Consider the following 25,470-nt stretch of genomic DNA (forward strand, 5'->3'; position numbering starts at 1 on the left):
ATCGAGTATCTCCTCCTAGTTGACGAGTAACGCCCGCTCAGCAGCATGCTGAAGCGGGCGTATATTTGCTGATGTCAGCAAAGTTCCGGGGCAACGAACTCGTATCCGAGATCATCTGCCACAGCCTTGTACGTCACCTTACCATGGGCCACGTTCAGGCCGTTCATAAGGTGACGGTTGTCCGCAAGCGCCTGCTTCCAGCCATTATTGGCGATGGCCAGTGCATGCGGCAGGGTGACGTTGTTGAGCGCATAGGTAGACGTGCGCGCAACAGCGCCGGGCATGTTGGCGACACAGTAGTGAACTACATCGTCGACAACATAAGTGGGGTCTGCGTGAGTGGTGGCTTTGGATGTTTCAAAGCAGCCCCCCTGGTCGATCGCCACATCCACGACGACCGCACCTGGTTTCATTTTTGAGATCAGTTCGCGCGTGACCAGCTTGGGCGCAGCAGCACCCGGGATCAGAACCGCACCAACAACCAGATCAGCATTGATAACCTCTTCCTCCAGCGCAGCTTTGGTCGAATAGACAACCTTGGCCGACGCCTCGAAATGGTTTTCCAGCTTCTCCAGAACTGCAGGGCTGCGATCCAGAATGGTCACATCCGCGTGCAGGCCGACAGCCATTTGCGCTGCGTTGAAGCCAACGACACCACCGCCGATGACTACAACTTTGCCAGGCTTCACACCGGGTACGCCGCCAAGCAACACACCCAGACCGCCTTTGGCTTTCTCTAAAGCGCTCGCACCAGCCTGGATCGACATACGTCCTGCAACCTGGCTCATCGGCTTCAGCAATGGCAGGCCGCCATTGTCGTCGGTCACAGTTTCATAGGCGATGCAAACCGCGCCCGAGTCGACCAGATCTTTGGTCTGCTCTGGATCGGGAGCCAGGTGCAGATATGTATAGAGGATCTGACCTTCGCGCAGCATGGCGCGCTCTACGGCCTGAGGTTCCTTCACCTTCACTACCATCTCTGCATTGGCAAAGATGTCGGCCGCGGTTTCGGCAATCTCGGCACCAGCGGCACGATAGGCATCATCATCAGCCCCAATGCCGATACCGGCATTGGTTTCAACAAGAACGTTGTGGCCGTGCGACACCAGCTCGGCGACGCTCTCAGGCGTCAGGCCAACGCGGTACTCGTGGTTCTTGATTTCCTTGGGAACACCAATGAACATTTTCTTCACTCCTTAGACAGGATGATCACTTAGCCGTCGGCATGACGAACTCGGCACCTTCCGAGATGCTTTCAGGCCAGCGCTGCATGATGGATTTCTGCTTGGTGTAGAAACGAACACCCTCTTCGCCATAGGCGTGCATGTCGCCGAACAAGCTCTTCTTCCAGCCGCCAAATCCGTGCCAAGCCATCGGAACCGGGATCGGAACGTTCACACCGACCATGCCGACCTGAACCTGCTTGCCGAATTCACGTGCAGCGTTACCGTCACGGGTGAACAGGGACACGCCGTTGCCGAATTCATGATCGTTGATCAGCTGCAGGCCCTCAGCGAAGCTCGAAACGCGAACGCAGGACAGAACCGGGCCAAAGATCTCTTCCTTGTAGATCTTCATGTCAGGGGTGACGTTGTCAAACAGGGTGCCGCCCAGGAAGAAGCCTTCCTCATGTCCTTCGACCGTGTAATCACGGCCATCGACCAGCAGATCCGCGCCTTCTTCAACGCCCGAGTCGATGTAACTCTTGATCCGCTCGCGTGCAGCAGCAGTGACGATCGGGCCCATCTCAGCGTCAAGCTCGATACCGTTTTTGACTTTCAGTGTTTCGGCACGCTCTTTCAGAACCGGGATCAGTTTATCAGCGGCATCGCCCACCAGCAGGGCAACCGAGATCGCCATGCAGCGCTCGCCAGCCGAACCATAAGCTGCACCGATCAGAGCGTCCGCTGCTTTGTTCATGTCCGCATCGGGCATAACCAGCATGTGGTTCTTTGCGCCACCCAGAGCCTGAACACGTTTGCCGTTACGCGCGCCCACTTCGTAGATGTAGTTCGCAATCGGGGTCGAACCAACGAAGGACACTGCCTTCACGTCGTCGTTATCCAAAAGCGCATCCACAGAGACCTTGTCACCCTGCACGACGTTGAACACACCGTCGGGGAAGCCGGCCTTCTTCATCAGATCGGCGTACAGCAGCGAAGCAGACGGATCGGTCGGCGACGGCTTCAGGATAAAGGTATTGCCTGCGGCGATGGCGATTGGGAACATCCACATCGGAACCATGACCGGGAAGTTGAAGGGAGTGATCCCGGCCACTACACCCAATGCCTGGCGCGTAGTCCAGTTGTCCATACCAGTAGACACCTGTTCCGTGTAATCGCCCTTGAGGAGTTGCGGAATGCCGCAGGCAAACTCGATGATATCAATACCGCGCTCAACTTCGCCCTGAGCGTCGGTGAAAACCTTGCCGTGCTCGACAGTAATGGCACGGGCCAATTCGTCCTTATGCTCGCGCACCAGAGCCAGGAAATTGTTCATCAGGCGGGCGCGACGGATCGGGGGAGTGTTCGACCACTTTGGGAATGCTGCTTTAGCAGCGGCCACTGCAGCGTCAACCGTTTCGACGGTTGCCAGAGAAACCTCGCCGGTCTGAGCACCGGTTGCAGGATTGTACACCGGCTGCGTGGTTTCGCCGGAAGGAGCGGTGATTTGGCCATTGATGTAATGACCGATCAATGTGATCGGGGATGCGTCTTTCATGATCTCAGTCCTTTTAGGAGTTGTAAGTCAAGAGTTATGGCAAGTCCGCCAGTACCTCTCCAAGTGTTTGGCATAGTTTGTTTATTTCTGGTTCCGAGATGATCAGCGGCGGCGACAAGGCGATGATGTCGCCGGTGACGCGGATCATAATTCCAGCATCCCAGGCGCGCTTCATCGCGTCATAGCCTCGCGCACCCGGCGCACCGTCACGCGGTGCAAGTTCGATTGCGCCCACCAAGCCCAGATTACGAATATCGATGACATTCGGCAGGTCTTTGAGGCTGTGAAGCTGATCCTCCCAGGGCTGCGACAGTAAAGCGGCGCGACGGAACAGATCGTTCTTCTCGTAGCTGGCCAGCGTTGCCAGGGCCGCAGCGCACGACACCGGGTTTGCTGAATACGTGTATCCATGGAACAACTCGATAGGCGCATCGGCGTTTTCCATCGCCGAGTTATAGATCGCGTCGGACACAATAACCGCACCCATCGGAATAACCCCGTTGGTCAGACCTTTGGCTGTTGTGATGATGTCTGGCTTAACTTCGAAATACTCAGAAGCTGTCGCCGCACCCAAACGTCCAAACGCGGTAATAACCTCGTCAAAGATCAGCAGGATGCCATGTCGATCGCAAATTTCACGAAGCCGTTGCAGATATCCCTTCGGTGGCAGAAGCACACCGGTAGAACCGGCCATCGGTTCAACGATGACGGCTGCAATGGTTGACGCGTCATGCAGTGCGACCAACCGCTCCAGATCATCCGCCAGTTCGGCACCGTGTTTTGGGCAACCGCGTGAGAATGCGTTTCTCTCCAGATCATGCGTATGGCGCAGATGATCGACACCGGTCAGAAGCGTGCCGAAATGCATGCGGTTCTTCACGATGCCACCGACGGAGATACCGCCAAAGCCGGTCCCATGGTACCCGCGCTCACGCCCAATCAGACGTGTGCGTGCGCCGTCACCGCGCATCCGGTGGTAATGCAGCGCAATTTTAAGTGCAGTATCGACGGACTCGGAACCCGAATTGGTGAAGAAGGCGTGGTTTAATCCCTCAGGCATCATCGCGGTCAGTTTCGTCGACAACTCAAACGCCTGAGGGTGGGAGAACTGAAAGTTAGGTGCATAGTCCAGTTCGTGGACCTGTTTTTGAACTGCCTCAACGATAAGCGGGTCACGGTGGCCTGCGTTGACGCACCACAGCCCGGCCGTACCATCCATGACCTTGCGGCCATCGGAACTGGTGTAGTACATCCCCTCAGCCGACTGAATCATTCGGGGCTCGCGAAGGAAATCGCGATTAGCCGAAAATGGCATCCAGAACGATGACATTGCGTTGGCTTTATCGAGCATATCCATTCCCCGCGATGCAGAATTTCATTTGATGTAAGATAGTTGCAGAGTTAGCGCATCACGCACACCCGGCTTTATGGGAATCTGTAAGTTATTGAAAAACAGTCCGTGGCCGCTTAAAGTGCTTTCGATCAAGAGCAGGAAATCACCATGAGCAACTCTTCACCATCTGATCTGGAAACCGCAAGGCGCCTACGGTTGATTCGAACGTCCAAAGGTCTCAGTCAGCGTGAGATGGCCAAACGAGCAGGAGTAGGTAGCGGTACGATCTCCCAAATTGAAAGTGGATCGACTCAACCCTCTGTTGCATTGCTAAAGAAGATTCTGGCGGGGGTCGATATCAATCTGGGATTCTTTTTCAGCTTTGAACTCAAAAACGAGGACAGCTTCTATTTCCCTCACAGCAGCATGCGTGATCTTGGTTCACCCGGCGTGTCCTACCTGCTTGTCGCGGGTGAGCGCCGAGACCGAAAGCTGCAGATGTTAATCGAAGAGTATGACGTTGGTGCCGACTCAGGCCGATCTGACCTATCTCACGAAGGTGAGGAATGCGCGGTTGTCGTCGAAGGCCGACTAGAAGTTACCGTAGACGGGCAGTCCAGGGTGCTGGGCCCCGGAGATGCGTATTATTTTTCCAGCATTCTGCCACACAGATTTCGGAATGCCGGAGACACGCCTTGCAAAGTTATAAGCGCATGTACTCCATCGTCGTTCTGAAGTATCGCGAGATTTCTATCTGAAGGTGCATCATTTACTGTTCTGCGGCCCTGAAACCCTTCCTGTTCCGAACCGAGCCCGTCTTTGGTGACCAGCAAAAGGCGCAGGCTGCGTTAGAATTTATAATGAAGGGAATTGCGAACCCTTGAGGTAGGTCGCCAGCACCTGAAGCTGCATTGTTTCTTTACAATCAATTGATCCGTTCAGAAGCCGCGAGCGCACCAGCCAGCGCATTCTGAATCTCCGGCGGGAGATCATGGCTTTTTTCGTGCAACCCGGCAGCGACCCAGCCCACCGTGTGCCCCCTGCACCCAATGTCGTTCGCTCTCGCCAGCGCAGGAGATGTTCGCTCTGCACCGACCAAGGCCATTGACCGTTCGATTTCGCTGTCTGTCAGAACCATTTTAACTGCACTGAAAATGTCTATGGAAACCTGCAGGGTCTGATGCTCAAGCCGATGCGCGGCGTCGGTTAGAAGGCGCGTGCAAAAGGCCGACAGGAAATACCAGCGGAAAATGGAAAACACTCGGCCCTGCATTTCGCCGCGAACCGGGAGGTTATCCGCGGCCATACAAGAAATTTGCTCGAATGCCGCCTCGGCAGCTTTGGATGCTTGGCAAATCTGCTGCTCACGCTTGGCGATCGAGATCACACGCGGCGCAAATTCGACTGCGGCTTCGTGAGATTCCAAATTCATATCCGTCCTCCAAGTCTTACAACTGATGAGGACATGGAAACTCTTATTAAAACTTGGTTGCGATTTAGCGCCATTTTTTTGCAGAAAACGTCCTTTATTGGCGCAACAAAAAAGCCCACAAACTAAGATTAAACGCAAACATAATCGATCGATAGCAAACATTTCTGCCTATCTGATGCAGTTAGGAGCCCCCTCAAATAGGGCAAAGCCAGCAGTTTTCGACCAAAAGATACATATATCTGACACGTTCTCGCAGAAGTTATGCCCCTTTTGTCGCATATTAATACTTAATCCTGCTGATCAGTTTACGAGTTTGATTTTAACGAGGGGGTACGAGCGGGAATATGGGGGTGAGCGCCTGACCAGCCGGGCTCGCCGAGGTTCAGAGCAGCTCCCCCCGTCGCTATTACTCAGTCTATCTTGCTTTTTTGCGCGTGCGGCGTGACGCCGAAACTGGACCGATATACCCGCGAAAAATGACCCGGGCTTTCAAATCCACAAGCCATCGCAACTTCGGTCACCGAGGACTCGGTCTGCAATAACAGCTTTTGGGCGCGCTCCAGGCGCAGTTCCATGAAGTACTTTTTGGGGGACGTGTTCAGGTATTTGCCAAACAACCGCTCCAGCTGTCGGGTCGATATCCCCAGATCGTCAGCAATTTTCGATGGGGATACAGGTGCCTCGATGCAGTCCCGCATAATTTGGATCGCGCTGGCCAGATGCGCATTTCGCATCCCATTGCGCGATTGCAGCGATACTCGCTGTTTGGCAGTGGCATTGCGCACGGCGTTGTAAACCATCTGATCGGCCACTGCGATGGCCAGCTCTTCACCGTGATCACGTTCGATCAGGTGCAGCATAAGGTCGGCTGTGGCTGTACCGCCCGAAGCCGTAATGTGTTTTTCATCAGCCACAAAGACGCTGCGAACAAGATTCACCTCTGGGAAGGCTTCCATGAAAGCGTCGTGGTATTCCCAATGGATCGCGGCCTGCATCCCAACCAGAAATCCTGCCTCGGCCAAAAGCCATGCCCCCGAGCACAGCGCACCGATGGGGGTGCCCCTTGCCCGCTCACGACGCAACATGGCCAGCAGTGGCCGCGTGACATGGCTTCGCATATGGATACCCGACAGCACAAACAACTGATCGGTTTTCGGCAGGGCGTCTAACCCGCCGTGCACCAAGGTGATCGAGCCATTCGAACACACTGCCTGCTCGCCATGTTCCGAGAGGAACGTCCACTCATACAGATCTTCCCCACTAACCAGATTTGCAATCCGAAGCGGCTCGACCGCGCAGGAAAAGGCAAGGTGTGAGAATTCCTCGATCAGGATGAAAGTAATGTGGCGCGGTTGGTGCATGGGCGTCCCATTCAGCTTGGCGTGGTCGATGATCTATGCTGCACGATTCTTTACTGTATACAAGTTGTATTTTTTTAACGTACAGAAAGATTGCATGGTGACCTTGCGATTCGTGCCGGTGCAGCAAAGGAGATAGGATGAAAGACGATACTAAATCCCGCAAAGATGCGTTCAGGGATCACCTGCGGGCGTCGATCCTGACCCTGCGATTGCAACCCGGCACCGATTTGGACGAGGCGCACCTTTCTGACGCTTTCGGCTTGTCTCGGACTCCCCTACGCGAAGTGTTTCGTCAGTTGGCAGGCGAAGGTTATCTGGACCTGCGCACCAACCGCAGCGCCCGAGTATCCGAGATGTCCTATACCACCCTGCGCGATTTCTTTCTGGCCGCGCCGATGGTCTACAGCGCAATTCTGCGGCTGGCAGCACAGAACGCCACGCGCGCCCAGATTGATGACCTGAAAGACGCGCAACAGGCGTTCAAGGCGGCATTGCGGGCGGGGTCAGCCGAGGATCGTGCACTCGCGAACAATCGCTTCCATGACGTGACCGGCGAGATGTCGGGGAATGTCTACCTTCTGCCGTCGTTCAATCGGCTGCTGATTGATCACGCGCGGATCGGCATGACCTTCTATCGTCCGCAAACGGCGAAGATGGCCGATAAACTGTCCGAAGCCAGCCTTCAGCATGACTCCATTATTGCCTCCATCGAGGCAGGCGATGAGGCGGCTGCTGCACAGCTGGCCGAGGACCACTGGAACCTGTCACGCGATCAGATCGAGCTGTTCGTGATGCCTGACGCGTTGAATGTCCCGATGGGCACCCTGCCCCTTTCGAAACCCGCATGAGGACAGAATGAACCCTATTTTCAGATTTGAGGGAATCTATACCCCCGTGGTTACACCCCATCATGACGATGGCAGCGTGAATTGGGACGCCCTGTCCGACGTGATCGAATACCTGATCGAGAATGGCGTGCATGGCCTGATCTCAGGCGGTTCAACCGGTGAAAACTATGCCCAGACCGTGGAAGAGCGGTTGGAATTGGCGAAGTTCACACATGACAGATTGAAGGGGCGCCTGCCCCTGGTTGTAGGTACTGGCGCGATGCTGACGCCAGACTCGATTGCGTTGGCCTCCGGCGCACGCGAAATCGGCGCGGATGCTATCCTGCTGGCCAGCCCACCCTATTCGGTACCAACTGACCGGGAAAATGCATTGAATGCGCTGGCCATCGACAAGGCAGCCGATCTGCCGGTGATGCTGTACAACTATCCGCACCGCACCGGCACGATGATGGGCGAAGAATTTCTGGATCGTGTGGGTCGCAGCCGCAACTTCTGCGGCATCAAGGAAAGCTCGGGCGATATCAACCGGGTGCACCTGCTGGCGCGCGACTATCCCCATATCCAACTGGGCTGCGGCATGGATGATCAGGCGCTGGAGTTCTTCGCCTGGGGTGCGCCGTTCTGGGTCTGCGGCGGGTCGAACTTCCTGCCGGCAGAGCATGTGGCGCTGTACAACGCCTGCGTGATCGAAGGCAACTTCGCCAAGGGCCGCCGGATCATGAGCGCAATGATGCCGCTGATGCGAGTGCTGGAACAGGGCGGCAAGTTCATCCAGACCATCAAGCATGGCGTGACCATGAACGGGATCGACGCAGGAGCCATGCGGCCTCCGCTGAAGGGTCTCAACAAGGACGACAAGCGCGCACTGGAACAGGTGACGCGGGTACTCAAGAAGTCAATCGCAGATATTGTGGCGGAGAGGTAAGGCATGGAATTGCTGACACAGGACGAATACAAATCCATAGCCGCGGGCCTGATCCTGCCCACTGGGGCTTTCATCGACGGCGCTTTTCGTCCGGCGATCTCGGGTGAGACGTTCGAAACGGTGAACCCCGCCACCGGCGATAAACTGGCTGACATCGCCGCTTGCGGCGCGGCGGATGTGGATTTTGCGGTCGAAAAGGCGCGTGAGGCGTTTGATGATGGCCGCTGGTCGAAACTGCACCCGTCGGATCGCAAGGATGTGCTGATCCGTCTGTGCAAGTTGATCACTCGTAATGCACGGGAGCTGGCGGTGATGGAGAGCGTCGACAGCGGCAAAACCATCTATGACTGCGAAACCGTGGATGTGCCTGAGACGATCCACTGCCTGAAATGGCACGCCGAAGCGATCGACAAAATCTATGATCAGGTCTCGCCTGCCAGTGATGATCATATCGCTATGGTCGTGCGCGAGCCCATTGGCGTTGTGGGTCTGGTTCTGCCGTGGAACTTCCCGCTGTTGATGCTGGCGTGGAAGATCGGGCCTGCTTTGGCGGCGGGCTGTTCGGTGGTGGTGAAACCTGCGGCTGAAACAACGCTGACCGCCTTGCGTCTGGCCGAACTGGCGATGGAGGCTGGCCTGCCGCGCGGCGTTCTGAACATCGTCCCCGGTGGCGGGGCCGAGGTCGGCGAACCGATTGGGCGGCATATGGATATTGATATGGTGTCCTTCACCGGTTCCACCGTAACTGGCAAACGCTTCCTGACCTATTCCGCCGAAAGCAACGCGAAAGAGGTGGTGCTAGAGATGGGCGGAAAGAACCCCGCCATCGTTATGGATGACGCCGAGAATCTCGACCGGGTGGCGGCGCATATCGTCAACGGCGCTTTCTGGAACATGGGCGAGAACTGCTCGGCCTCATCGCGCCTGATTGTGCACAAGGATGTAAAGGCGGAACTGCTGGAACGCATCGCCCATCACGCCAAACAGTGGAACATCGGTGATCCACTGGAACCGGAAACCCGCATGGGCGCACTGGTCAGCGAAGGCCACTACAACAAAGTTTGCGGTTATCTGGATCAGGCCGAGAGTGTCGTGATCGGCGGCAAGGCCGAAAACGGGTTTGTCGAGGCTACTGTGGTCGAAGTACCCGGCAACGACGCCACCTTGGCACGAGAGGAAATCTTTGGTCCCGTCCTGTCGGTGATCGAGGTCTCGGGCTTGGACGAGGCCATCAAGATTGCCAACGACACCGACTATGGTCTGTGTGCGTCGATCTTCACGGCCAACGCCAAACGCGCCATTCGTGGCGCGCGGGCGATCCGGGCGGGGACAGTTACTGTCAACAGCTTTGGCGAGGGGGACATCACCACCCCCTTCGGCGGCTACAAACAGTCGGGCTTTGGCGGTCGCGATAACTCGGTTCACGCCCACGACCAGTACACCCAACTGAAAACCATCTGGATCGACCTTGCCGACGACGCCGATGAGGCCGTCGATTGACGGCCTACACAGCAAAGCGCTTGCCTCGGCAGACCGGTGCGGCAGGGTGGAACGCGATCCTGCCGCCGCAGCTGGCCCTGCCCGAACTGACCGAGGATCATACTGCTGATGTCACCATCATCGGCGGCGGTTTTGCTGGCCTGTCCGCCGCGCGACGGCTGACGCAATTGGACCCCGGCTTGAAGGTCACTCTGCTGGAAGCCGGGCCGTTCGCCGAAAGCTCTGCCGGTCGCAACTCAGGCTTCATGATAGACTTGCCGCATGATCTGGCCTCGGACAATTACGCCGGGGCCGGACTTGAGGCAGACCGCGCCGCGATCGCATTGAACCAGCAAGCCATAGCGTTTGCCTCAGAGGTCGCGGCCGAGTGTGAACTGCCGCAAGAGATGTTCGACGCCTGCGGAAAATTCAATGCGGCTGCGACCCGTGCGGGTGACCAACACAACCGAGACTTTGCCGCGCATCTCGACCGACTGGGCGAGCCACACACGCTGTACGACCAACAGCAAATGCAGGAGATCACTGGCAGCCCGCACTATACATCCGGTCTTTTTGCACCGGGTACGGTTATGATCCAACCTGCAGCCTATATCCGGGCCCTGTCGGCACGGCTGGCCGGAATGATCGGTGTCTATGAAAACTCTCCAGTCACCGGATTTGAAAAACTAGGCAGCGGCTGGGTCGTCAAAACTGCCAAAGCCAAGGTGGCAACCGGGCGCATCATTTTGGCCAATAACGGCCATCTGGAAAGCTTTGGGTTCTACCAGCGACGGCTGATGCATATCTGTCTCTATGCGTCGATGACTGAACCGCTGACGCCCGAACAAATCACAACGCTGGGTGGTCAGTCGCGCTGGTCCGTGACCCCCGCGAACCCCATGGGCACATCGGTCCGACGCATCTCGGGCAGCTATGGAGATCGCATCCTGATCCGTACATGCTCCAGCTTCCACCCGACGATTGAGACCAGCCCAATGCGCCTGCGCAATGCAGGCTGGGTGCACGACCGCAAATTCCGCGAGCGGTTCCCGCATCTGCCAAACGTGCGCATGGAACACCGCTGGGCTGGGATGCTGTGCCTTAGCAGGAATGGCTCGGCCGCGTTCGGCGAAATAGATGATGGTGTATTTTCGGCCTGCTGTCAGAATGGTCTGGGCATTGCCCGTGGCACCTTGCAGGGCATGGGTATTGCTGAACTGGTGGTTCAGGGCGAATCCAATATTGCCAGTCACTTCCTGACCCAGCCAACGCCGCCGCGCCTTCCACCCGAACCTTTCGCGTCGCTGGGCGCGAACAGCTATCTGATCTGGAAAGAGTGGCGCTCGGGCAAGGAGTGAACCCGCCCTTCAGGGCAGGCTCAGTTTGACCATGCGGCCTCCATCCACAGTATAGACCTGTCCGGTAATGAAGCTGGCATCATCCGAGGCGAGAAAGGCCACCAGCGCCGCTACTTCTTCCGGTGCGCCGGTTCGGGCGACCGGATGGATGCGTTTGATGTCTTCCTGAAACGCTTGTGGGTCCGGCATCGACGCGATGAAATCTAGGTTCAGCCCGGTATCAATCCAGCCCGGCGCGACCGCGTTGCAGCGCACCCCGTCGACCCCGTGATCCACGGCCACAGCGCGGGTCAGACCGTGCAACCCGGCCTTCGATGCGCAATAGGCAGCGTGGCCGGGATTACTGCCCAGCCCTTCGATGGAGCCTATATTGACGATCGACCCGCCTACCTGCCGCAGATGAGGCAGTGCTGCCTTAATTAAAAGGAATGGCGCAGTAAGATTGACGGTCAGGTTGCGGTGCCAATCCATCAGGCTCATCTCTTCGACCGAGGCTTCCTGCATCATACCCGCGTTGTTGACCAGGATATCAAGCCGCCCTGCTTGGTCGACAACCTGATCGACAACAGATAGCGGGCTGTCGGGAGAGTTGAAATCAGCCTCGATCCCATCAAAATCAGGGTCTGCTCCGCGTTGGGCGGTGAACACCTTCGCTCCGTCATCCCGCAACCGCTGCGCTATGGCCCGACCGATACCGCTTCGCCCCCCGGTAATCAGGGCGGTTTTGCCTTCAAATCGGGTCATGAGACAGGCTTGCCTCCGTTCACTTCCAGCAACGCACCACAGATATAACGTGAGGCGTCCGACACAAGAAACATCACCACATCAGCGATATCCTCGGGCTCAGCAATACGCCCCAACGGGACCGTCTGGCCCAGTTCCCCTACCGCCGTATCAGGATCAAACCCTCGATTGGCGAAACCCGACCGCAGCATCGGCGTGTTCACCTCATTCGGGCAGACGGCGTTGATGCGGATGCCTTGATGGGCGTGATCCATGCCCATGCACTGGGTCAGCGACGCTATTGCCGCTTTGGTCATGCAATAGACAGCATGGTTCGGACCGGGCCTCAGACCCCAGCAAGAGGCCGTGTTGACGATAGCGCCCCCACCGTTTTCGGCCATAATCGGGATTGCGGCACGGCAAATGCGGAAAGGGGCTTCGACATTCACGCCCAGTGACAGCGTCCAATCCTGGTCCGTCGTTTCGGTTACCGCCCCGCGCGAGATGACCCCGGCGTTATTGACCACGATATCCACCCTGCCCAGCGCATCCGCGGCGGCCCGGGGTAACTCGTCCGCATAAGAAGCGTCCAGCAGATCCCCCGGCAGATGTGCGTCAGCCTCAATACCGTCGACCGAGCGATCTGCGACGGCCACACGGGCACCCTCCGCTCGCAGACGCTGCACCAGAGATGCACCTATGCCGCCAGCGGCACCGGTGACCAACGCTGTTTTCCCTTCGAATTTCATGCTGTCTCCTATTTAGAAGGAAGCCACAGGCGCGCCGAAACGGCTTTCGTCGGGCACAACGCCCAACCCCGGCCCGGTCGGCACCTGAATGTGGCCACCTTCAATCTGAATTCCGTTCTCGAGGTCATAATGCCCCTCGATATAAGGCGCGGCCAACCAGACGCCCTCACACAGATCGGGCCGCACTGTCGCTCCGATATGCGTGCAGGCCGCGGCGATGATATCTCCTCCCCAACTGTCATCGCATGTATGAGGCAAGTTACGGGCCTCACACAGATCGCGAAATGCGCGCATTGGGTGCAACCCGCCAATCCGTGTGACCTTCATGCCGAACCCATCCACCAGACCGGTGCCTGCGGCGGTGATGACCGTATTGAGGCTGGTGCTGCTTTCATCCATGTAGATCGGATGCGACACCTGCGGGCGAATTTTCTGCAAATCTTCGGTCGTGTTGCAGGGCTGCTCCATCACGAAGGGAATATCAAGGCATTCGCGGCTGACCCGTAGCGCATCCCGCGTTGTCCAACCACGGTTGCCGTCCACGGCAAGACGCATCCCTGATCCGCGCACGACCTCCCAGACCTTATGGATCGTTTCGATGTCAATCTCGACCGGACGCCCGCCGACCTTGATCTGCAATCGAGGGTAACCCTCTGCCAGCTTTTCGGCCGCCAGACGCGCAATATCGTCTGGGGCACCCACCCCGGTCGCATAATAAGATGGCACCCTGTCCGTTACAGCTCCGCCCAGCAGGTTCGAAACACTGACACCATATCGCTTACCCAGCAGATCATGCACAGCAATATCAATGGCGGCCTTGGCATAGTTATGGCCGTTCAACAGGCTGTCCATGTGACGATGCAAGGTTACGGGCAACAGCTCGGCCCCGATCAGGTCAGGTGCCATCAACGCCAACGCAGCGCGGGCACCTGTGGCGTGTGCCTCGGCATAAGTTGGACCAACAGGGCAGGTTTCGCCCCAGCCAATCAGGCCATTGTCAGCCACCAGTTTGACCAAAGTCGTGTCCAAAGACCAAACCTGTGCCCGTGCCATGGTATATGGACCATTCCGAACCGGCAGGTTGTGGCTGTAGATGTGTATTTCTGCGATTTTCACTGCGCGTTTCCGCTAGTTTATGAAAGAAAAAGCCCGCCCGTAGCCCGGGCGGGTGAGTTGCGGGGAGTTTATTCTAGTAGCTCTGATTCAATTCATCAGCCGCAGGAATTTCCCGTTCTCGCCGCGCGATGTAATCCAGCAAGGCTTCATTCTTGGCTTCATCGAGTTTGGGTTCCTCGTATTCCGCCAGCAAAGACCGGGCACGGTTCAGGGCGCGTTCAGTGATCTCGACACTGCCCTCGGCCTGCCATTGTTCGATCGAGTTATTGTCGAACAGTTCGGGCATGAAGAAGGCACTTTGGAAGTTGTCCTGAGTGTGCGGGTGGCCCAGATAGTGCCCGCCCGGCCCGACATCCGGCACCGCGGCAATGGCCTGATCGAAGTCGTGCCATTTCGGCCCCTCGGCCATGCGATAAGCCATGGCGCATTGCTCGGCATCGACGATGAACTTGGCGACAGAACAATGCATCCCGGCTTCATTCCACCCCGCGCTGTGCCAGATGTAGTTGGCCCCTGCATGGACAACTGCCTGAAGCGTGGTCGCGGATTCATACCCCGCCTGTGCATCAAACGTCTTAGCCCCGCCCAACGTGTTCGACGTGCGCCACGGCACATCGTAATACCGGGCCATTTGGCCGATCATAAAGTTCATCAGGCTGATCTCGGGCGTGCCCGCCATCGGCGCGCCGGATTTCATCGACACGGTCGAAAGGTAGTGGCCATAGATCGCCGGAGCCCCCTTGCGGATCACCTGTGTATAGGCCAGCGCACTCAGCGCCTCGGCATTCAGCTGTGCCACAGTGGCCGGAACAGACGCGGGCGTATTGGCCCCGCCCAATACAAACGGCGAACACAGAACTGGCTGCTTACGACGGCAGAAGGCCCGCATCGCGCCCAGCATGGTTTCATCCCACACCAAGGGTGAGTTACCATTGCAGTTGCCCGTTGTGACAGGATGATCCTCCAGGAATTCTTCCCCAAACAGGATCGCACACATGTCCATCACGTCCTCGGCGTTCTTGGGGCTGGTGGTCATGCCCATGAACGTCTTGTCCGAGTGCTTCATCGACGAATATGTGATGCGCAGGTGCCGCTGGCTGATCGGGTGATCATAGGGTTCTACGATATGATGCGCCGAAGAATGCAGCGCGGGCATCATGTGGCTGAGCTTGTGGAACATCGCCAGATCGTCCAGCGTCGGGTTACGGCGCACATCGTCCAGATCACGCAGGAAGGGCGCACCTGTCATCGGCACGAAGATCGAGTGCTTGCCACCCAGCCGCACATTCTTTTTCGGATCGCGCGCGTGATAGGTAAAGTCGCTTGGAATGGTGGCAATCAGTTCGCGCACCAGTCCACGGTCCAGATAGACCAATTCACCTTCGACCTTGGCTCCAACCCGTTTCCAGTCCTCCAAAGCAATGGGGTCGCGGAACTGGACACCAACATTTTCGAGAATATTCATCGAAGCGTTGTCGATGCGTTCAACTTGTGCAGCGTCCATTACCTCGCACAAGGGAATGCCGCGGGTCAGGCCCGGCAGCATTTCAAAATTCGGGGCCGAGCGCAAAGCGCGGCGGGCAGAGCGTCCGCCTGCACGGGACGCGTTTCGGATGTTCATGGGGCAATCCTCCAATCTTAAGTATCAAATTGGGGGATTCGGAACACTGCTGCCTCACTGATTGCGATATCTACTTGCAAGAAGCGACCCTTTCCTCAGAACAAAAAAAGCGCCGCCCCGATCTGGGGGCGGCGCATGTCTCGTAAGTAGTAGTTAGGCTGAACGCTTATTCAGCGGCCTGTGTCGCGACGCCGTGCTTATCGCGCTGGCTGTCACGGAACAGTGCCTTGGCCAAAGAAACCATCATAAGCCCCATGACCATGGTAAAGGGCAAGGCTCCGATGATCATCGCATTGCGCAGCGCATCCAGCGGGTTGTTGTCACCTGCTGCAAGGATCAGCGTGCCGATCACAGCTGTCAGGATCAGACCCCAGATTATGCGGTGCTTGATGCCTGTCTCTTGGCTGCCGCCCGACATGATGGTGTTCATAACCAGAATACCCGAGTCCGCAGACGTCACCAGGAAGGTCATGATCAATACCACACACATCACGTTCAGCATCGACAGAAGCCCACCGTCAATCATGTAGGACAGTGTCACGAACAGCTTGTTGGTGTTCGAGGCGCCAATGATCGCGCCTTCGGCAGCACCGGTCAGTTCCAGGTCAATCGCGGTGCCACCCAGAACGGTCATCCAGGCAAAGCAGACCAGCGCAGGCGCGAACACGCAGCCCAAGATGAACTCACGCACCGAACGACCCTTGGAAATACGCGCCAGGAACAGACCCACGAAGGGCGAGAACGCGATCCACCAAGCCCAGTAGAACGTGGTCCACCCGGCCTGCCAACCAAACTGACGCCCCTGCTCACCTGCCGCATAGGCCGCAGTCAGAGTCGCTTCGTCCAGTTCGGCGGCTGCGCCTTCCAGACCGCCCTTGAAGCCGTCAAAGCTGCCCCAGGCATTGGTCGCGCCACCCATAAGATCAGCGGCATGCGCTTGTGCTTCAACCGGCAGGGCCGCCGCAAAGGCTTCGGCCGAAAGCGGACCATAGGCGTTAAAGCTGAGCGAGATGAAGTGCAGGATGTAGTCGATCATCGCCGAGCCGTAGGTGGTCATCGCGAAGACAAACGAACCAAACACGACGAACGTTCCCAGCAGGATGATCGACAGAACAAGGTTCAGGTTCGACAGGTACTTAACACCCCGGCCAACACCCGACACAGCCGAGATGATCGACAGCCCCATGATGACAACCAGACCCGAGATCAGACCCACTTTCGATGGAGCCGGAACCTCGCCGCCCATGTCCATGACCCACTCCATGCCGGTTATTGCGTACAGGCCGTCGATGAACTGGCTCACGCCGAACCCAATGGTCACCGACACACCTAGGATGGTCGCAACCACGCCCAGCACATCAACCACGTGGCCCAAAAAGCCGTTCATCAGCTTGCCAAACAGCGGCGTCAGCGCCGCGCGGATGGTCAGTGGCATGTTGCGCGTATACGCGTAGTAGGCCAGCGACAGGCCGGTCACCACGTAGATAGCCCAGGCGTGGAACCCATAGTGCAGATAGGTGTAGCGATAAGCCGACTGCACAGCCTCGGGCTCGTTACCCACAACGTCGCCCGCAACCACAACGGGGTTCGATCCCCACAGACCCAGGGGCTCGGCCGTGGCGAAAACCATCAGGCCCACACCCAGACCGGCGCCGAACATCATCGAGAACCACGAGAAATTCGAGAATTCGGGCTTCTCACCCGGCTGACCCATCACTCGCTTGCCCGTCGAAGGGATAATCGCAACAACGGCCAGAAAGAAAAAGAACAGGCCCACGATTACGATGTAGAAACTGTTGAACACTTCCAGAAGTTTGAAGTTCCAGCTACCCAGAGTGCTGTTGGCATTGGCCGGAAACACCAAAGCCCACAGCACCAGCGCAACCATGATGCCTTTGCTAATGAGCGCAATTGGTACGCTGTTATTTTCATAAAAACCGCTATCCGCCGTTTTTATCTCCAAGTCTGTAAATGGTTCGGGTACCGACATCTTGTCCTCCGTGTTGGCGGTATACGTTGGGTTAAGCTCGCTGTCGTGCGAGGTCCCAATTCTGGTTTTTCCTTCAGCCCGGTCCTGTGGTGCGCCGCACCATTCCTCTGTCGGAGCAGGTCACTGAAAGGTTTTTGAGCGCTAGGCCCAAGGCCGCTTAAAAAAGCGACAGAATTTTGTCAGTTTGCGTAACCCAGCAGGACAGCGATCATCCAGCCAAAACCGACAGTTTTTGTTGTTTTACGACACAACCCTGAAACGTTACTTGCAAATGCAACTTCTGAGCAACCAGCGCTGGCTTTCAACCGCAAAAATCCTAATACTCGAGTGAACCAAGCTCACCCGTAACCCTGTAGCGATTCCTGAAGAACCATGTCTAGACGTCATTATAACCTTCCACCATTGACCACGCTGTCTGCGTTCGAAGCCGCCGCCCGACACCTTAGCTTCAAGAACGCGGCCGAAGAACTTTCAGTCACACCCGGTGCGGTCAGCCACCAGATCAAGGCGCTGGAGGGCGAGTTGGATACCACATTATTCCAGCGCAAGCACCGCGGCGTTACCTTGACTGAAGACGGCACAGCTCTGCACGAGGCTCTGTCATCCTCCTTCGGGCGCATTTCGAAAGTCCTGTCTTCGATCCGAGACCGCAAGTCAGGTGGCAAGGTCACGGTCGGGTCAACGACGGCGGTGGCGGCGTTGTGGCTGTCTCCGGCAGTGATCCGGTTCTGGCGCGAGATGCCAGACGTCAACGTGGATCAACTATCACAAGACCGCCCGTTCCGAGACCGCCCAGATGTGGATTTTTTTATACGCTACGGGCGCGATAGCGATCCGACCCTGTCGCACACCCCTTTGTATCGCGACCACCTTGTTCCGGTTGCCAGCCCCGAAGTCGCCAAAAGGCTAACAGGTGCCAGCCTGCAGGAACTAGCGGCAGAGCGGCTGATTCATCTAGCTTCGGAGGATCGCAGCTGGACAACATGGCCAGAGTGGTTCCAACAATTGGGGCATACGGGCACCCTTCCGATTGAATCACGCGTCAACAGCTATTCGGTGGCGCTGCAGCTGGCGCGCAAGGGTGCTGGGTTGGCACTTGGCTGGCAACGCCTGATCCAACCAATGCTCCAATCAGGCAAGCTGGTAGTAATTGGCCCACATCACCTGAGCGCACCGAACCAGTTCTACCTTGTTGGCCGCCCGGACGGGGAACTTACGGACAGCGCTCGTGCCCTGAAAGATTGGATCATTCAAGAAGTTCAGGACAGTTCGGTTTAGGTCAGATCACCCTCTGGTGAAGATTTCTGATATTGAGTAGAGGCGGCGCAACTCGCCAATAGGAAAAGGAACGCGTCCAGCAACCTTCAGGAGAGCCCGATGAACAAGCACAGCACGCTGTCTTCCGTATTGGCCGATGTGACTGTCGCCAACGGCCTGCCGAATGAACACTACATTGACCCCGCCATTTTTGCCGAGGAAAAGCGATCGGTGCTTTATGCCAATTGGTCCGGGATCGGCTTTGGCAAAGATGTGCCCGAGGAGGGCGACGCAAAACCGGTCGATTTTCTGGGCATGCCACTGCTTATCGTTCGGGACCGCGATGGTGAAATTGGCGTGTTTCAAAACACCTGCCGCCATCGTGGAATGATCTTGGTCGACACACCACGTAAGATAGGCGGCGCCATTCGCTGCCCCTATCACAGCTGGTGCTACAGCCTGAAAGGTGAGTTGCGCGCCACACCACATGTCGGCGGCCCGGGTCAGAACAAGCACGAAGACGTCAACCGCGACGATCTGGGGCTGGTGCGGGTGCGCTCGCATGTCTGGCGCGATGTGATCTTTGTAAACGTCGAAGGCAACGCGTCAGAGTTCGAAGACGCCCACGGCGCCCTGTTGGAACGGTGGAAAGAGTTCGAAAAGCCCCTACATCACGGTGGTGAGACGTCCTCTTTCAAGCTGGAGGTTAGGACCAATTGGAAACTGGCGGTCGAGAATTACTGTGAAAGCTACCACCTGCCCTGGGTCCATCCTGGCCTGAACAGCTATTCCCGGCTGGAAGATCACTATAACATCGAAGCCCGCGGGCATTACTCGGGTCAGGGCTCACTGGTCTATCGTCAGCTCACCGATCAGGACGGCGCAACATTTCCGGATTTCGACGGGCTAAGCGACAAGTGGGGCGAAGGTGCGGAATATGTGGCGCTTTACCCCAATGTCCTGCTCGGTGTGCAGCGTGACCATGCTTTTGCCATCGTTTTGGAACCGGTGGACCACGAAAATACCGTCGAGCATATCGAGCTGTACTACGCCCAAAGCGTTGAAGACACGCCCCAGCATGATGGTTTGCGGGCCTCGAACGCGCAACTTTGGAAAACCGTGTTTGAAGAGGATGTATTTGTGGTCGAAGGCATGCAGAAGGGCCGGCACGGGGTGCTTTTCGACGGTGGGCGGTTTTCGCCGGCCATGGACGGGCCGACGCATAACTTTCACCACTGGGTCGCCACCCAAATCGAAAACGGTCGCACAGAGTAAGATCAGGCCAGCCCCTCGGCTGGCCGCTTCAGACGAGAGATGCAATGGGTAAAGATGAATTGGATCGCCTGCTGCTTGAGGCCCATGATCGAGACGACCATGCGGCCCTGATCCGCTATTACACCATCGCCGCAGATGATTGCGAAGCCTCTCAGGATATAGACGCGACCTGTTTCTATCTGACCCATGCCTTTGTGTTTGCGCTGGAAGCTGGCGCGCCCGAAGCAGACACGCTGAACGCCAGACTGGCCGCTCAAGATCGGGCGCATCGGCTGGAGTTCTAGGGTAGCACCGGAAATCCATACCCCCCTATTCGCGTGCGTATACCGTGACCTGTCCCTGACCCAAGGGCAGGCTGTTCACATGCGCCTCTCTGACTATACTCAAACCGGACCGTCACGGTCGTTTTGGGAGGGTCGAGTGCATGGAGCATTGCACGGATATGCTGATTATCGGCGCCGGGTTTTCAGGCCTGACCATGGCGATCGAGGCCCGCAATCGCGGCATCCGTGATATCGCCATCCTTGAAAAAGCAGGGGATATCGGCGGCACCTGGCGCGAGAATACCTATCCCGGCGTGGCCTGCGATATCCCCTCGCACCTGTATTCGATGGCCACACATCTGAACCCGGATTGGAGCCGAGCCTATGCCGAAGGTCCTGAGATTCAGGCCTATCTGCAAAAAGTCTGCCGGGATGAGGGCTTGTATGAGTTGTGCCACTTCAACCAGCAATTCAAGTCCGCCCACTGGGACGGCACCCGATGGCAGGTGGCAACAGAGGATGGGCAGCGTTGGTCGGCGCGGTTTCTAATCTCGGCCATCGGCGCACTGCACCTGCCCAGCATTCCTGATATACCGGGCACCGACAGCTTTCCCGGCCCCAAATTCCACTCTGCCGAGTGGGATCACAATACGGAGTTTGCAGGAAAACGCATCGCTGTGCTCGGCACCGGAGCGTCGGCCGTGCAGTTCGTGCCCGAGATTGCCAAGACAGCTGCTCATGTCATCATCTTTCAGCGTACCGCACCGTACGTCCTGCCCCGTCCTGACGGCCCGATTGCACTGTGGGTTCGCAGGTTGTACCGGCTCATCCCGATCCTGCCACGATTGCGACGCAAGCTGAATTATATAGTTTTCGAATACCGCCACCGCGTCTTTCGCGGAGAAGAGCGGATGGTGAATTTTGCCATGAAAATGTGGCGTAGAGGGTTGGAGAAAGCGATTTCCGACCCCGAAGAACGCAAGCGTCTGACACCCGACTACCGGATCGGCTGCAAACGCATCCTCAGTTCAAACGACTGGTATCCGGCTCTGGCGCGAAAGAACGTGTCGGTGATCCCCTACGGGGCAACCTCGATTAAGGGGAACCAAGTAATAGCTTCAGACGGTAGTCACGCGCAGGCTGATATTCTGATCTGGGGCACAGGGTTTCGCGTGACCGACGTGATCGAGCGCCTCGACATCACCGGCATTGACGGCCTGACCCTGCGTGATGCGTGGGCTAACGGGATGCAAGCCAATTTGGGGACTGCAATAGCCGGGTTCCCGAACTTCTTTATCCTTTTGGGGCCGCATACCGGGTTGGGTCACAACTCGGTCGTACTGATGATCGAGGCGCAGGTCCGCCATATCGGCCGCGTACTGGATCAGATGAAACGCGACGGAATACAGGCCATCACGGCCGACGCCGCCAAGCAAACGGCATTCACGCAAGAGATGCAGGACCGCCATTCGGACAGTGTCTGGCAAGCGGGTGGTTGTACCTCCTGGTATCAGGATGCCAAAGGTCGCAACACAACCCTGTGGCCAGGCACCGTGTCGGAATATGAAAAACGCATGGCGCGATCCGGGCTGGAACAATACACCCCTGCCCCATCACAAGGCGGAGACCGCTGAGATGATCACTCTTCTTACCATTGTCCTGCTCATCACCGCATTTTTTGTCGGCATGAACCTGTGGACCCGCAGACTCACCCGCGATGGGCTCAAGCGGGTGCCGCAACTTGGAGACATCGTGCCTGTGAAGGGCGGTAGCATTCATTATGTCGAGAAAGGTGACCCGTCGAAACAGACCATCGTTATGATCCACGGGCTGACCGGGCAATTGCAGCATTTCACCTATGCTCTGGTCGATATTCTGGCTGATGACTACCACATCATTGCCGTCGACAGGCCAGGCTGCGGATACTCGACCCGTGACAGCGCCGATCTGGGCAGTCTGCCCGAACAAGCACGGATGATACAGGAGTTTCTGGACACCAAGGACATATCTGACGCAGTTCTGGTTGGTCACTCGTTGGGGGGCGCCGTCTCGCTGGCTATGGCGCTGGAGCATCCAGACAAGACCAAAGCGCTGGCCTTGCTGGCACCTTTGACGCAGAAAATGGCAACCCCACCACAGGTTTTCAAACCACTGGGGATTCGCGCCGAATGGTTGCGCAGCTTGATCGGTAACACAATTGCCGTGCCACTTGCGGCCAAAACCGCCCCCCACACGCTGAGCATCGTTTTCGACCCCGAACCCGCGCCTGAGGACTTTCTCGATCGCGCCGGTGGCGCACTGGGTCTGCGCCCCTCGGCCTTCATCACCGGCTCGCAGGATGTTGTCGGCGTCGATGAAAGCATCGACGCGCAAATGGCCAGATACGCTGAGCTAACTGTACCCGGAGGAATTCTGTACGGCGCTCAGGACGCAATCCTGTCTCCGCAAAAGCAGGGGGAACCCATGAAACCCTTTGGCCTGACAAGCGACACCATCGACAAGGCCGGTCACATGATCCTGATCACTGCGCCCGATGCCTGCGCCGCCTTCATCCGGCGGATCACCGAAGCTGCGTGTGCCGAGGCCTCCAACAAGACGGTTTGACGAGTGCAGCAAAGAATCCGACTTTGACCGTGTTTTCCCTCTTGACCCTCCTCAACCCCTCCCTTAAATCGCCTCTCACTCATGGCGGAGTAGCTCAGTTGGTTAGAGCAGCGGAATCATAATCCGCGTGTCGGGGGTTCAAGTCCCTCCTCCGCTACCAAAACCTCCATGATAAATCAGACAGATACGCGAGTATTGCGCCGTTTGGGCGTAGTCCAAATCGGCTTTGGGTGACATTTTGGGTAACAGCAGACGAATTTTGACCAGCGAATAGAGCTGGGATTCGCTACGGGCGGAAAGCAGAAGATCGCTGCTGACGCAAAATAGATCGACGATTGTCTTTGAACCGGACATAAGATCAAAATGGCGGAGGGTGCCAGAAGGCACTCATGCAATACTGCTGGTCGTTATCGCGACTCTGCCAGCGCTTTGGCCTTTTCGTACTCGTCCAGCAACGGCTGCATCATTTTTGGATCATATATCACCTTTTCCAGCCACCGTTGGAGCGGAAAGGTCTCACCTTCGGCGATCATGGCTGCCAGGCTTTCAATGATTTCCGCTTCTTGGTCGAATTGTTCGAGCGCGGCGTTGCCAGCAGCCTGATAGGCCATCATATGAGGGCCGAACGGTCCGCCGAGGTCCAGATTATCCTGTATTATGTCTAGACTCTCGCGATAGTTTCCCGCGTGGAATAGCGAAACACCTAGCATATTTCTGTAGGGTCGTCGGATACTTAGGGGGTCGAGGCTTAGCGACCGTTTCAGCGGCGTGATTGCCAGATCCGGTTTCCCGGCATACAAAAAAAACATTCCCAGATAGCCATGCGCCAGGCTGGAACTCGGTTCCTGCTCGACCGCACGTTCACCGAAATCAATCGCAGGTTGCGGATTTCCCATCAAGATTTCAAGAATGCCCAACGTCAACAGCGCACGAACACTCGCCGTGTCCATTTCCAGCGCGATTTCAGCATTTTGCCTGATTAAGTCGCGCGTTTCATCGGTATTTGAGGCCAGCCCAAACCAGGTTCGGTGCGCTTCCGCGAACGCCAGACCCGCATAACCGTGCGGGGTGTTCGGCTCCAACCGCACAACACGCTGCAGCAATGTGTGTGCGGCGTCGAACCTCGACGGGTCGCTTGGTGGGTGAATGATGTCCAGTGCCTGCTGATACAGAATTCTGGCATCCCGACGTGTCCAGCGCGCATCCTCTATTCTGGAAGTCAGTTCGGGGAATAATTCGATGGAGAAAGTAGAGCTAATCTCGCGCGAAATCTCTGTCTGAGTGTCGAAGCGATCCTTGGTTTTATAGTCGAACCGCTTGGCCCAGATTTCGCCCCGGCTTTCCGTATCGACCAGACCAATGTTGAGCCGATATCCATCCGCCATCGTCTGCAGGCTGCCCCTTAGAACATGAGTCGCACCCAGCTTGCGCCCCTCGTCGATCAGATCGATGGCTCCGTCGGAGAGTCCGGCCGTCGACGCATACGAGATCACGCGCAAGCCCTGCACCCGCGCCAGATCGGTTGTGATATCCTCGGCGATGCCTCTGGCTGCCACGGATGAAACTGCGCTGTTTCCCAAAGGAGTGAACGGCATCACGGCAACGACAGGTAAATCTCCCCAAAGGTCATTGTCCGTGGTCGCCTGATCGTTAGACAGGCTTTCAGTTTCGAAACTTTGGAACAGCATGAAAGCTGTCACGCCCACCAACAGCGTCAACAAAAGCAACACGACCCAGTTCGGAGCCCGCAAGCCGGTTCTACCGCGCTTGCCTGTCCGATCTGGCTTATCGGAAGGCGCCGAAGTTACATCCCGAAATTCGAACGACGGAACATATGACCCTTTGGGAATGGTAATCACCAAAGGATCATTGTTTCCGTCCGTCAGGTAATAGTGTTCCATCTCGCGCCGCAAACGGCGCGCTTCCAGGCGTACAACCGGGTCTGAAGTCGCGTCGAAATCCTCGGATCGGCCCAGAACGGAAACGCCAATCGAATAGCCCTTCAGCCGGTCAGCGTGCCCGGCCAGTGTTTCATCGACGATGTATTTGAGGAACGCGCGTCGGCGGTCATTCGCACCAAACTGAGAACTCTCAAACATACGGTCGAGCTGTTCGTCTATGGCCGCCTGTTCCAGAGGCGGCTCTGACTTCCGCTCGGATAACTGACTTTCCATCGCAGTATCTGTCGGCTGTGTTCGTTCCATCCAAACTAACCTAACGATACCCGGGTTATTCGGACCACGTCCAGCATTACATTCATACAAAAGAATTTTTAAGGTTTAGAACACGTTCAGAACATGTTCGTTACCCCGGTCCACAGACCTCGGATGTTAATCTGGTGTCTCCATGGGGTGCCCCAGCAGACAAACCGTGGTGACAGAATCTCACGGATGGCCAATGGTCTTTGACGGGAGG

Annotated in this window: 21 protein-coding genes and 1 tRNA gene; 11 read left to right on the forward strand and 11 right to left on the reverse strand. The window is 57.0% G+C overall.

The genetic code is table 11. From position 1 onward, the window contains the following. Window positions 1-74: 74 nt before the first annotated feature. The 3 genes from ald to GOW93_RS19615 are packed head-to-tail and all read right to left on the reverse strand — an operon-like array spanning window position 75 to window position 4,072. Window positions 75-1,184 carry an alanine dehydrogenase gene (ald, locus tag GOW93_RS19605; RefSeq protein WP_170387884.1) on the reverse strand — a complete coding sequence of 370 codons (1,110 nt, stop codon included), beginning with the start codon at window positions 1,182-1,184 and terminating at the stop codon, window positions 75-77. Between the two features lie 25 nt (window positions 1,185-1,209). After that, window positions 1,210-2,721, reverse strand: coding sequence for a CoA-acylating methylmalonate-semialdehyde dehydrogenase (locus tag GOW93_RS19610; RefSeq protein ID WP_170387886.1), 1,512 nt, complete (start codon window positions 2,719-2,721; stop codon window positions 1,210-1,212). 34 nt (window positions 2,722-2,755) lie between these two features. After that, entirely contained in the window at window positions 2,756-4,072 is a 1,317-nt protein-coding gene (locus GOW93_RS19615; RefSeq protein ID WP_438826209.1) for an aspartate aminotransferase family protein, read from the reverse strand. 150 nt (window positions 4,073-4,222) lie between these two features. Between GOW93_RS19615 and GOW93_RS19620 the strand changes: the two genes are divergently transcribed. Continuing rightward, window positions 4,223-4,789, forward strand: coding sequence for a cupin domain-containing protein (locus tag GOW93_RS19620; protein ID WP_170387890.1), 567 nt, complete (start codon window positions 4,223-4,225; stop codon window positions 4,787-4,789). A gap of 190 nt (window positions 4,790-4,979) precedes the next feature. On the opposite strand, the gene GOW93_RS19625 is transcribed toward GOW93_RS19620, so the two are convergent. Together GOW93_RS19625 and GOW93_RS19630 are read right to left on the reverse strand one after the other, a co-directional pair. Continuing rightward, complete coding sequence (locus tag GOW93_RS19625; protein ID WP_170387892.1) at window positions 4,980-5,648, reverse strand: hypothetical protein; 669 nt, start codon at window positions 5,646-5,648, stop codon at window positions 4,980-4,982. Window positions 5,649-5,896: 248 nt separating this feature from the next. Continuing rightward, the gene (locus tag GOW93_RS19630; RefSeq protein ID WP_170387894.1) at window positions 5,897-6,847 is read right to left on the reverse strand and encodes a GlxA family transcriptional regulator; all 951 of its coding nucleotides are present in this window, start codon (window positions 6,845-6,847) and stop codon (window positions 5,897-5,899) included. A 137-nt stretch (window positions 6,848-6,984) separates the two neighbouring features. On the opposite strand from GOW93_RS19630, the gene GOW93_RS19635 reads away from it, so the two are divergent. From GOW93_RS19635 to GOW93_RS19650, 4 genes are read left to right on the forward strand one after another with little or no spacing between them, the layout of a single operon-like run. Then, entirely contained in the window at window positions 6,985-7,695 is a 711-nt protein-coding gene (locus GOW93_RS19635; RefSeq protein WP_170387896.1) for a GntR family transcriptional regulator, read from the forward strand. 7 nt (window positions 7,696-7,702) lie between these two features. Further along, window positions 7,703-8,620, forward strand: coding sequence for a dihydrodipicolinate synthase family protein (locus tag GOW93_RS19640; RefSeq protein ID WP_170387898.1), 918 nt, complete (start codon window positions 7,703-7,705; stop codon window positions 8,618-8,620). A 3-nt stretch (window positions 8,621-8,623) separates the two neighbouring features. Beyond that, complete coding sequence (locus GOW93_RS19645; RefSeq protein WP_170387900.1) at window positions 8,624-10,120, forward strand: aldehyde dehydrogenase; 1,497 nt, start codon at window positions 8,624-8,626, stop codon at window positions 10,118-10,120. Next, entirely contained in the window at window positions 10,117-11,457 is a 1,341-nt protein-coding gene (locus GOW93_RS19650) for an NAD(P)/FAD-dependent oxidoreductase (protein ID WP_170387902.1), read from the forward strand. The genes GOW93_RS19645 and GOW93_RS19650 overlap by 4 nt, the downstream gene beginning before the upstream one ends. Window positions 11,458-11,466: 9 nt before the next feature. Here the strand turns inward: GOW93_RS19650 and GOW93_RS19655 are convergent, their stop codons facing one another. The 5 genes from GOW93_RS19655 to GOW93_RS19675 form a co-directional block, all read right to left on the reverse strand. Next, window positions 11,467-12,201: an SDR family NAD(P)-dependent oxidoreductase gene (locus tag GOW93_RS19655; RefSeq protein ID WP_170387903.1), complete on the reverse strand. Its 735-nt coding sequence runs from the start codon at window positions 12,199-12,201 to the stop codon at window positions 11,467-11,469. Then, the gene (locus tag GOW93_RS19660) at window positions 12,198-12,929 is read right to left on the reverse strand and encodes an SDR family NAD(P)-dependent oxidoreductase (RefSeq protein ID WP_170387906.1); all 732 of its coding nucleotides are present in this window, start codon (window positions 12,927-12,929) and stop codon (window positions 12,198-12,200) included. Before GOW93_RS19660 ends, GOW93_RS19655 begins: the two co-directional genes overlap by 4 nt. Before the next feature lie 12 nt (window positions 12,930-12,941). Further along, window positions 12,942-14,045, reverse strand: coding sequence for a mandelate racemase/muconate lactonizing enzyme family protein (locus GOW93_RS19665; protein ID WP_170387909.1), 1,104 nt, complete (start codon window positions 14,043-14,045; stop codon window positions 12,942-12,944). A 73-nt stretch (window positions 14,046-14,118) separates the two neighbouring features. Further along, window positions 14,119-15,666, reverse strand: coding sequence for a trimethylamine methyltransferase family protein (locus GOW93_RS19670; protein WP_170387911.1), 1,548 nt, complete (start codon window positions 15,664-15,666; stop codon window positions 14,119-14,121). Window positions 15,667-15,832: 166 nt separating this feature from the next. Then, a complete protein-coding gene (locus GOW93_RS19675) occupies window positions 15,833-17,656 on the reverse strand; it encodes a BCCT family transporter (protein ID WP_170387913.1) in 1,824 nt (607 codons plus the stop codon). A 372-nt stretch (window positions 17,657-18,028) separates the two neighbouring features. Between GOW93_RS19675 and GOW93_RS19680 the strand changes: the two genes are divergently transcribed. The 6 genes from GOW93_RS19680 to GOW93_RS19705 all read left to right on the forward strand — a co-directional run bounded on the left by GOW93_RS19680 (window position 18,029) and on the right by GOW93_RS19705 (window position 23,215). After that, window positions 18,029-18,934 carry a LysR substrate-binding domain-containing protein gene (locus tag GOW93_RS19680; RefSeq protein WP_170387915.1) on the forward strand — a complete coding sequence of 302 codons (906 nt, stop codon included), beginning with the start codon at window positions 18,029-18,031 and terminating at the stop codon, window positions 18,932-18,934. Between the two features lie 99 nt (window positions 18,935-19,033). Further along, window positions 19,034-20,188 carry an aromatic ring-hydroxylating oxygenase subunit alpha gene (locus GOW93_RS19685; RefSeq protein WP_170387917.1) on the forward strand — a complete coding sequence of 385 codons (1,155 nt, stop codon included), beginning with the start codon at window positions 19,034-19,036 and terminating at the stop codon, window positions 20,186-20,188. A gap of 44 nt (window positions 20,189-20,232) precedes the next feature. Continuing rightward, window positions 20,233-20,472 (forward strand): hypothetical protein, encoded by a 240-nt coding sequence (locus tag GOW93_RS19690; RefSeq protein WP_170387919.1) that lies wholly within the window; start codon window positions 20,233-20,235, stop codon window positions 20,470-20,472. Window positions 20,473-20,612: 140 nt separating this feature from the next. Beyond that, window positions 20,613-22,085 (forward strand): flavin-containing monooxygenase, encoded by a 1,473-nt coding sequence (locus tag GOW93_RS19695; RefSeq protein WP_170387921.1) that lies wholly within the window; start codon window positions 20,613-20,615, stop codon window positions 22,083-22,085. A 1-nt stretch (window position 22,086) separates the two neighbouring features. Continuing rightward, window positions 22,087-23,055, forward strand: a complete 969-nt coding sequence (locus tag GOW93_RS19700; RefSeq protein ID WP_170387923.1) for an alpha/beta fold hydrolase — start codon at window positions 22,087-22,089, stop codon at window positions 23,053-23,055. An 83-nt stretch (window positions 23,056-23,138) separates the two neighbouring features. Next, window positions 23,139-23,215, forward strand: a tRNA-Met gene (locus GOW93_RS19705). A 247-nt stretch (window positions 23,216-23,462) separates the two neighbouring features. Here the strand turns inward: GOW93_RS19705 and GOW93_RS19710 are convergent. Further along, window positions 23,463-25,259, reverse strand: a complete 1,797-nt coding sequence (locus tag GOW93_RS19710; RefSeq protein ID WP_170387925.1) for a tetratricopeptide repeat protein — start codon at window positions 25,257-25,259, stop codon at window positions 23,463-23,465. Between the last annotated feature and the right edge of the window lie 211 nt (window positions 25,260-25,470).

The sequence above is a fragment of the Ruegeria atlantica genome, from assembly GCF_013032455.1.
GTDB lineage: Bacteria > Pseudomonadota > Alphaproteobacteria > Rhodobacterales > Rhodobacteraceae > Ruegeria > Ruegeria atlantica_B.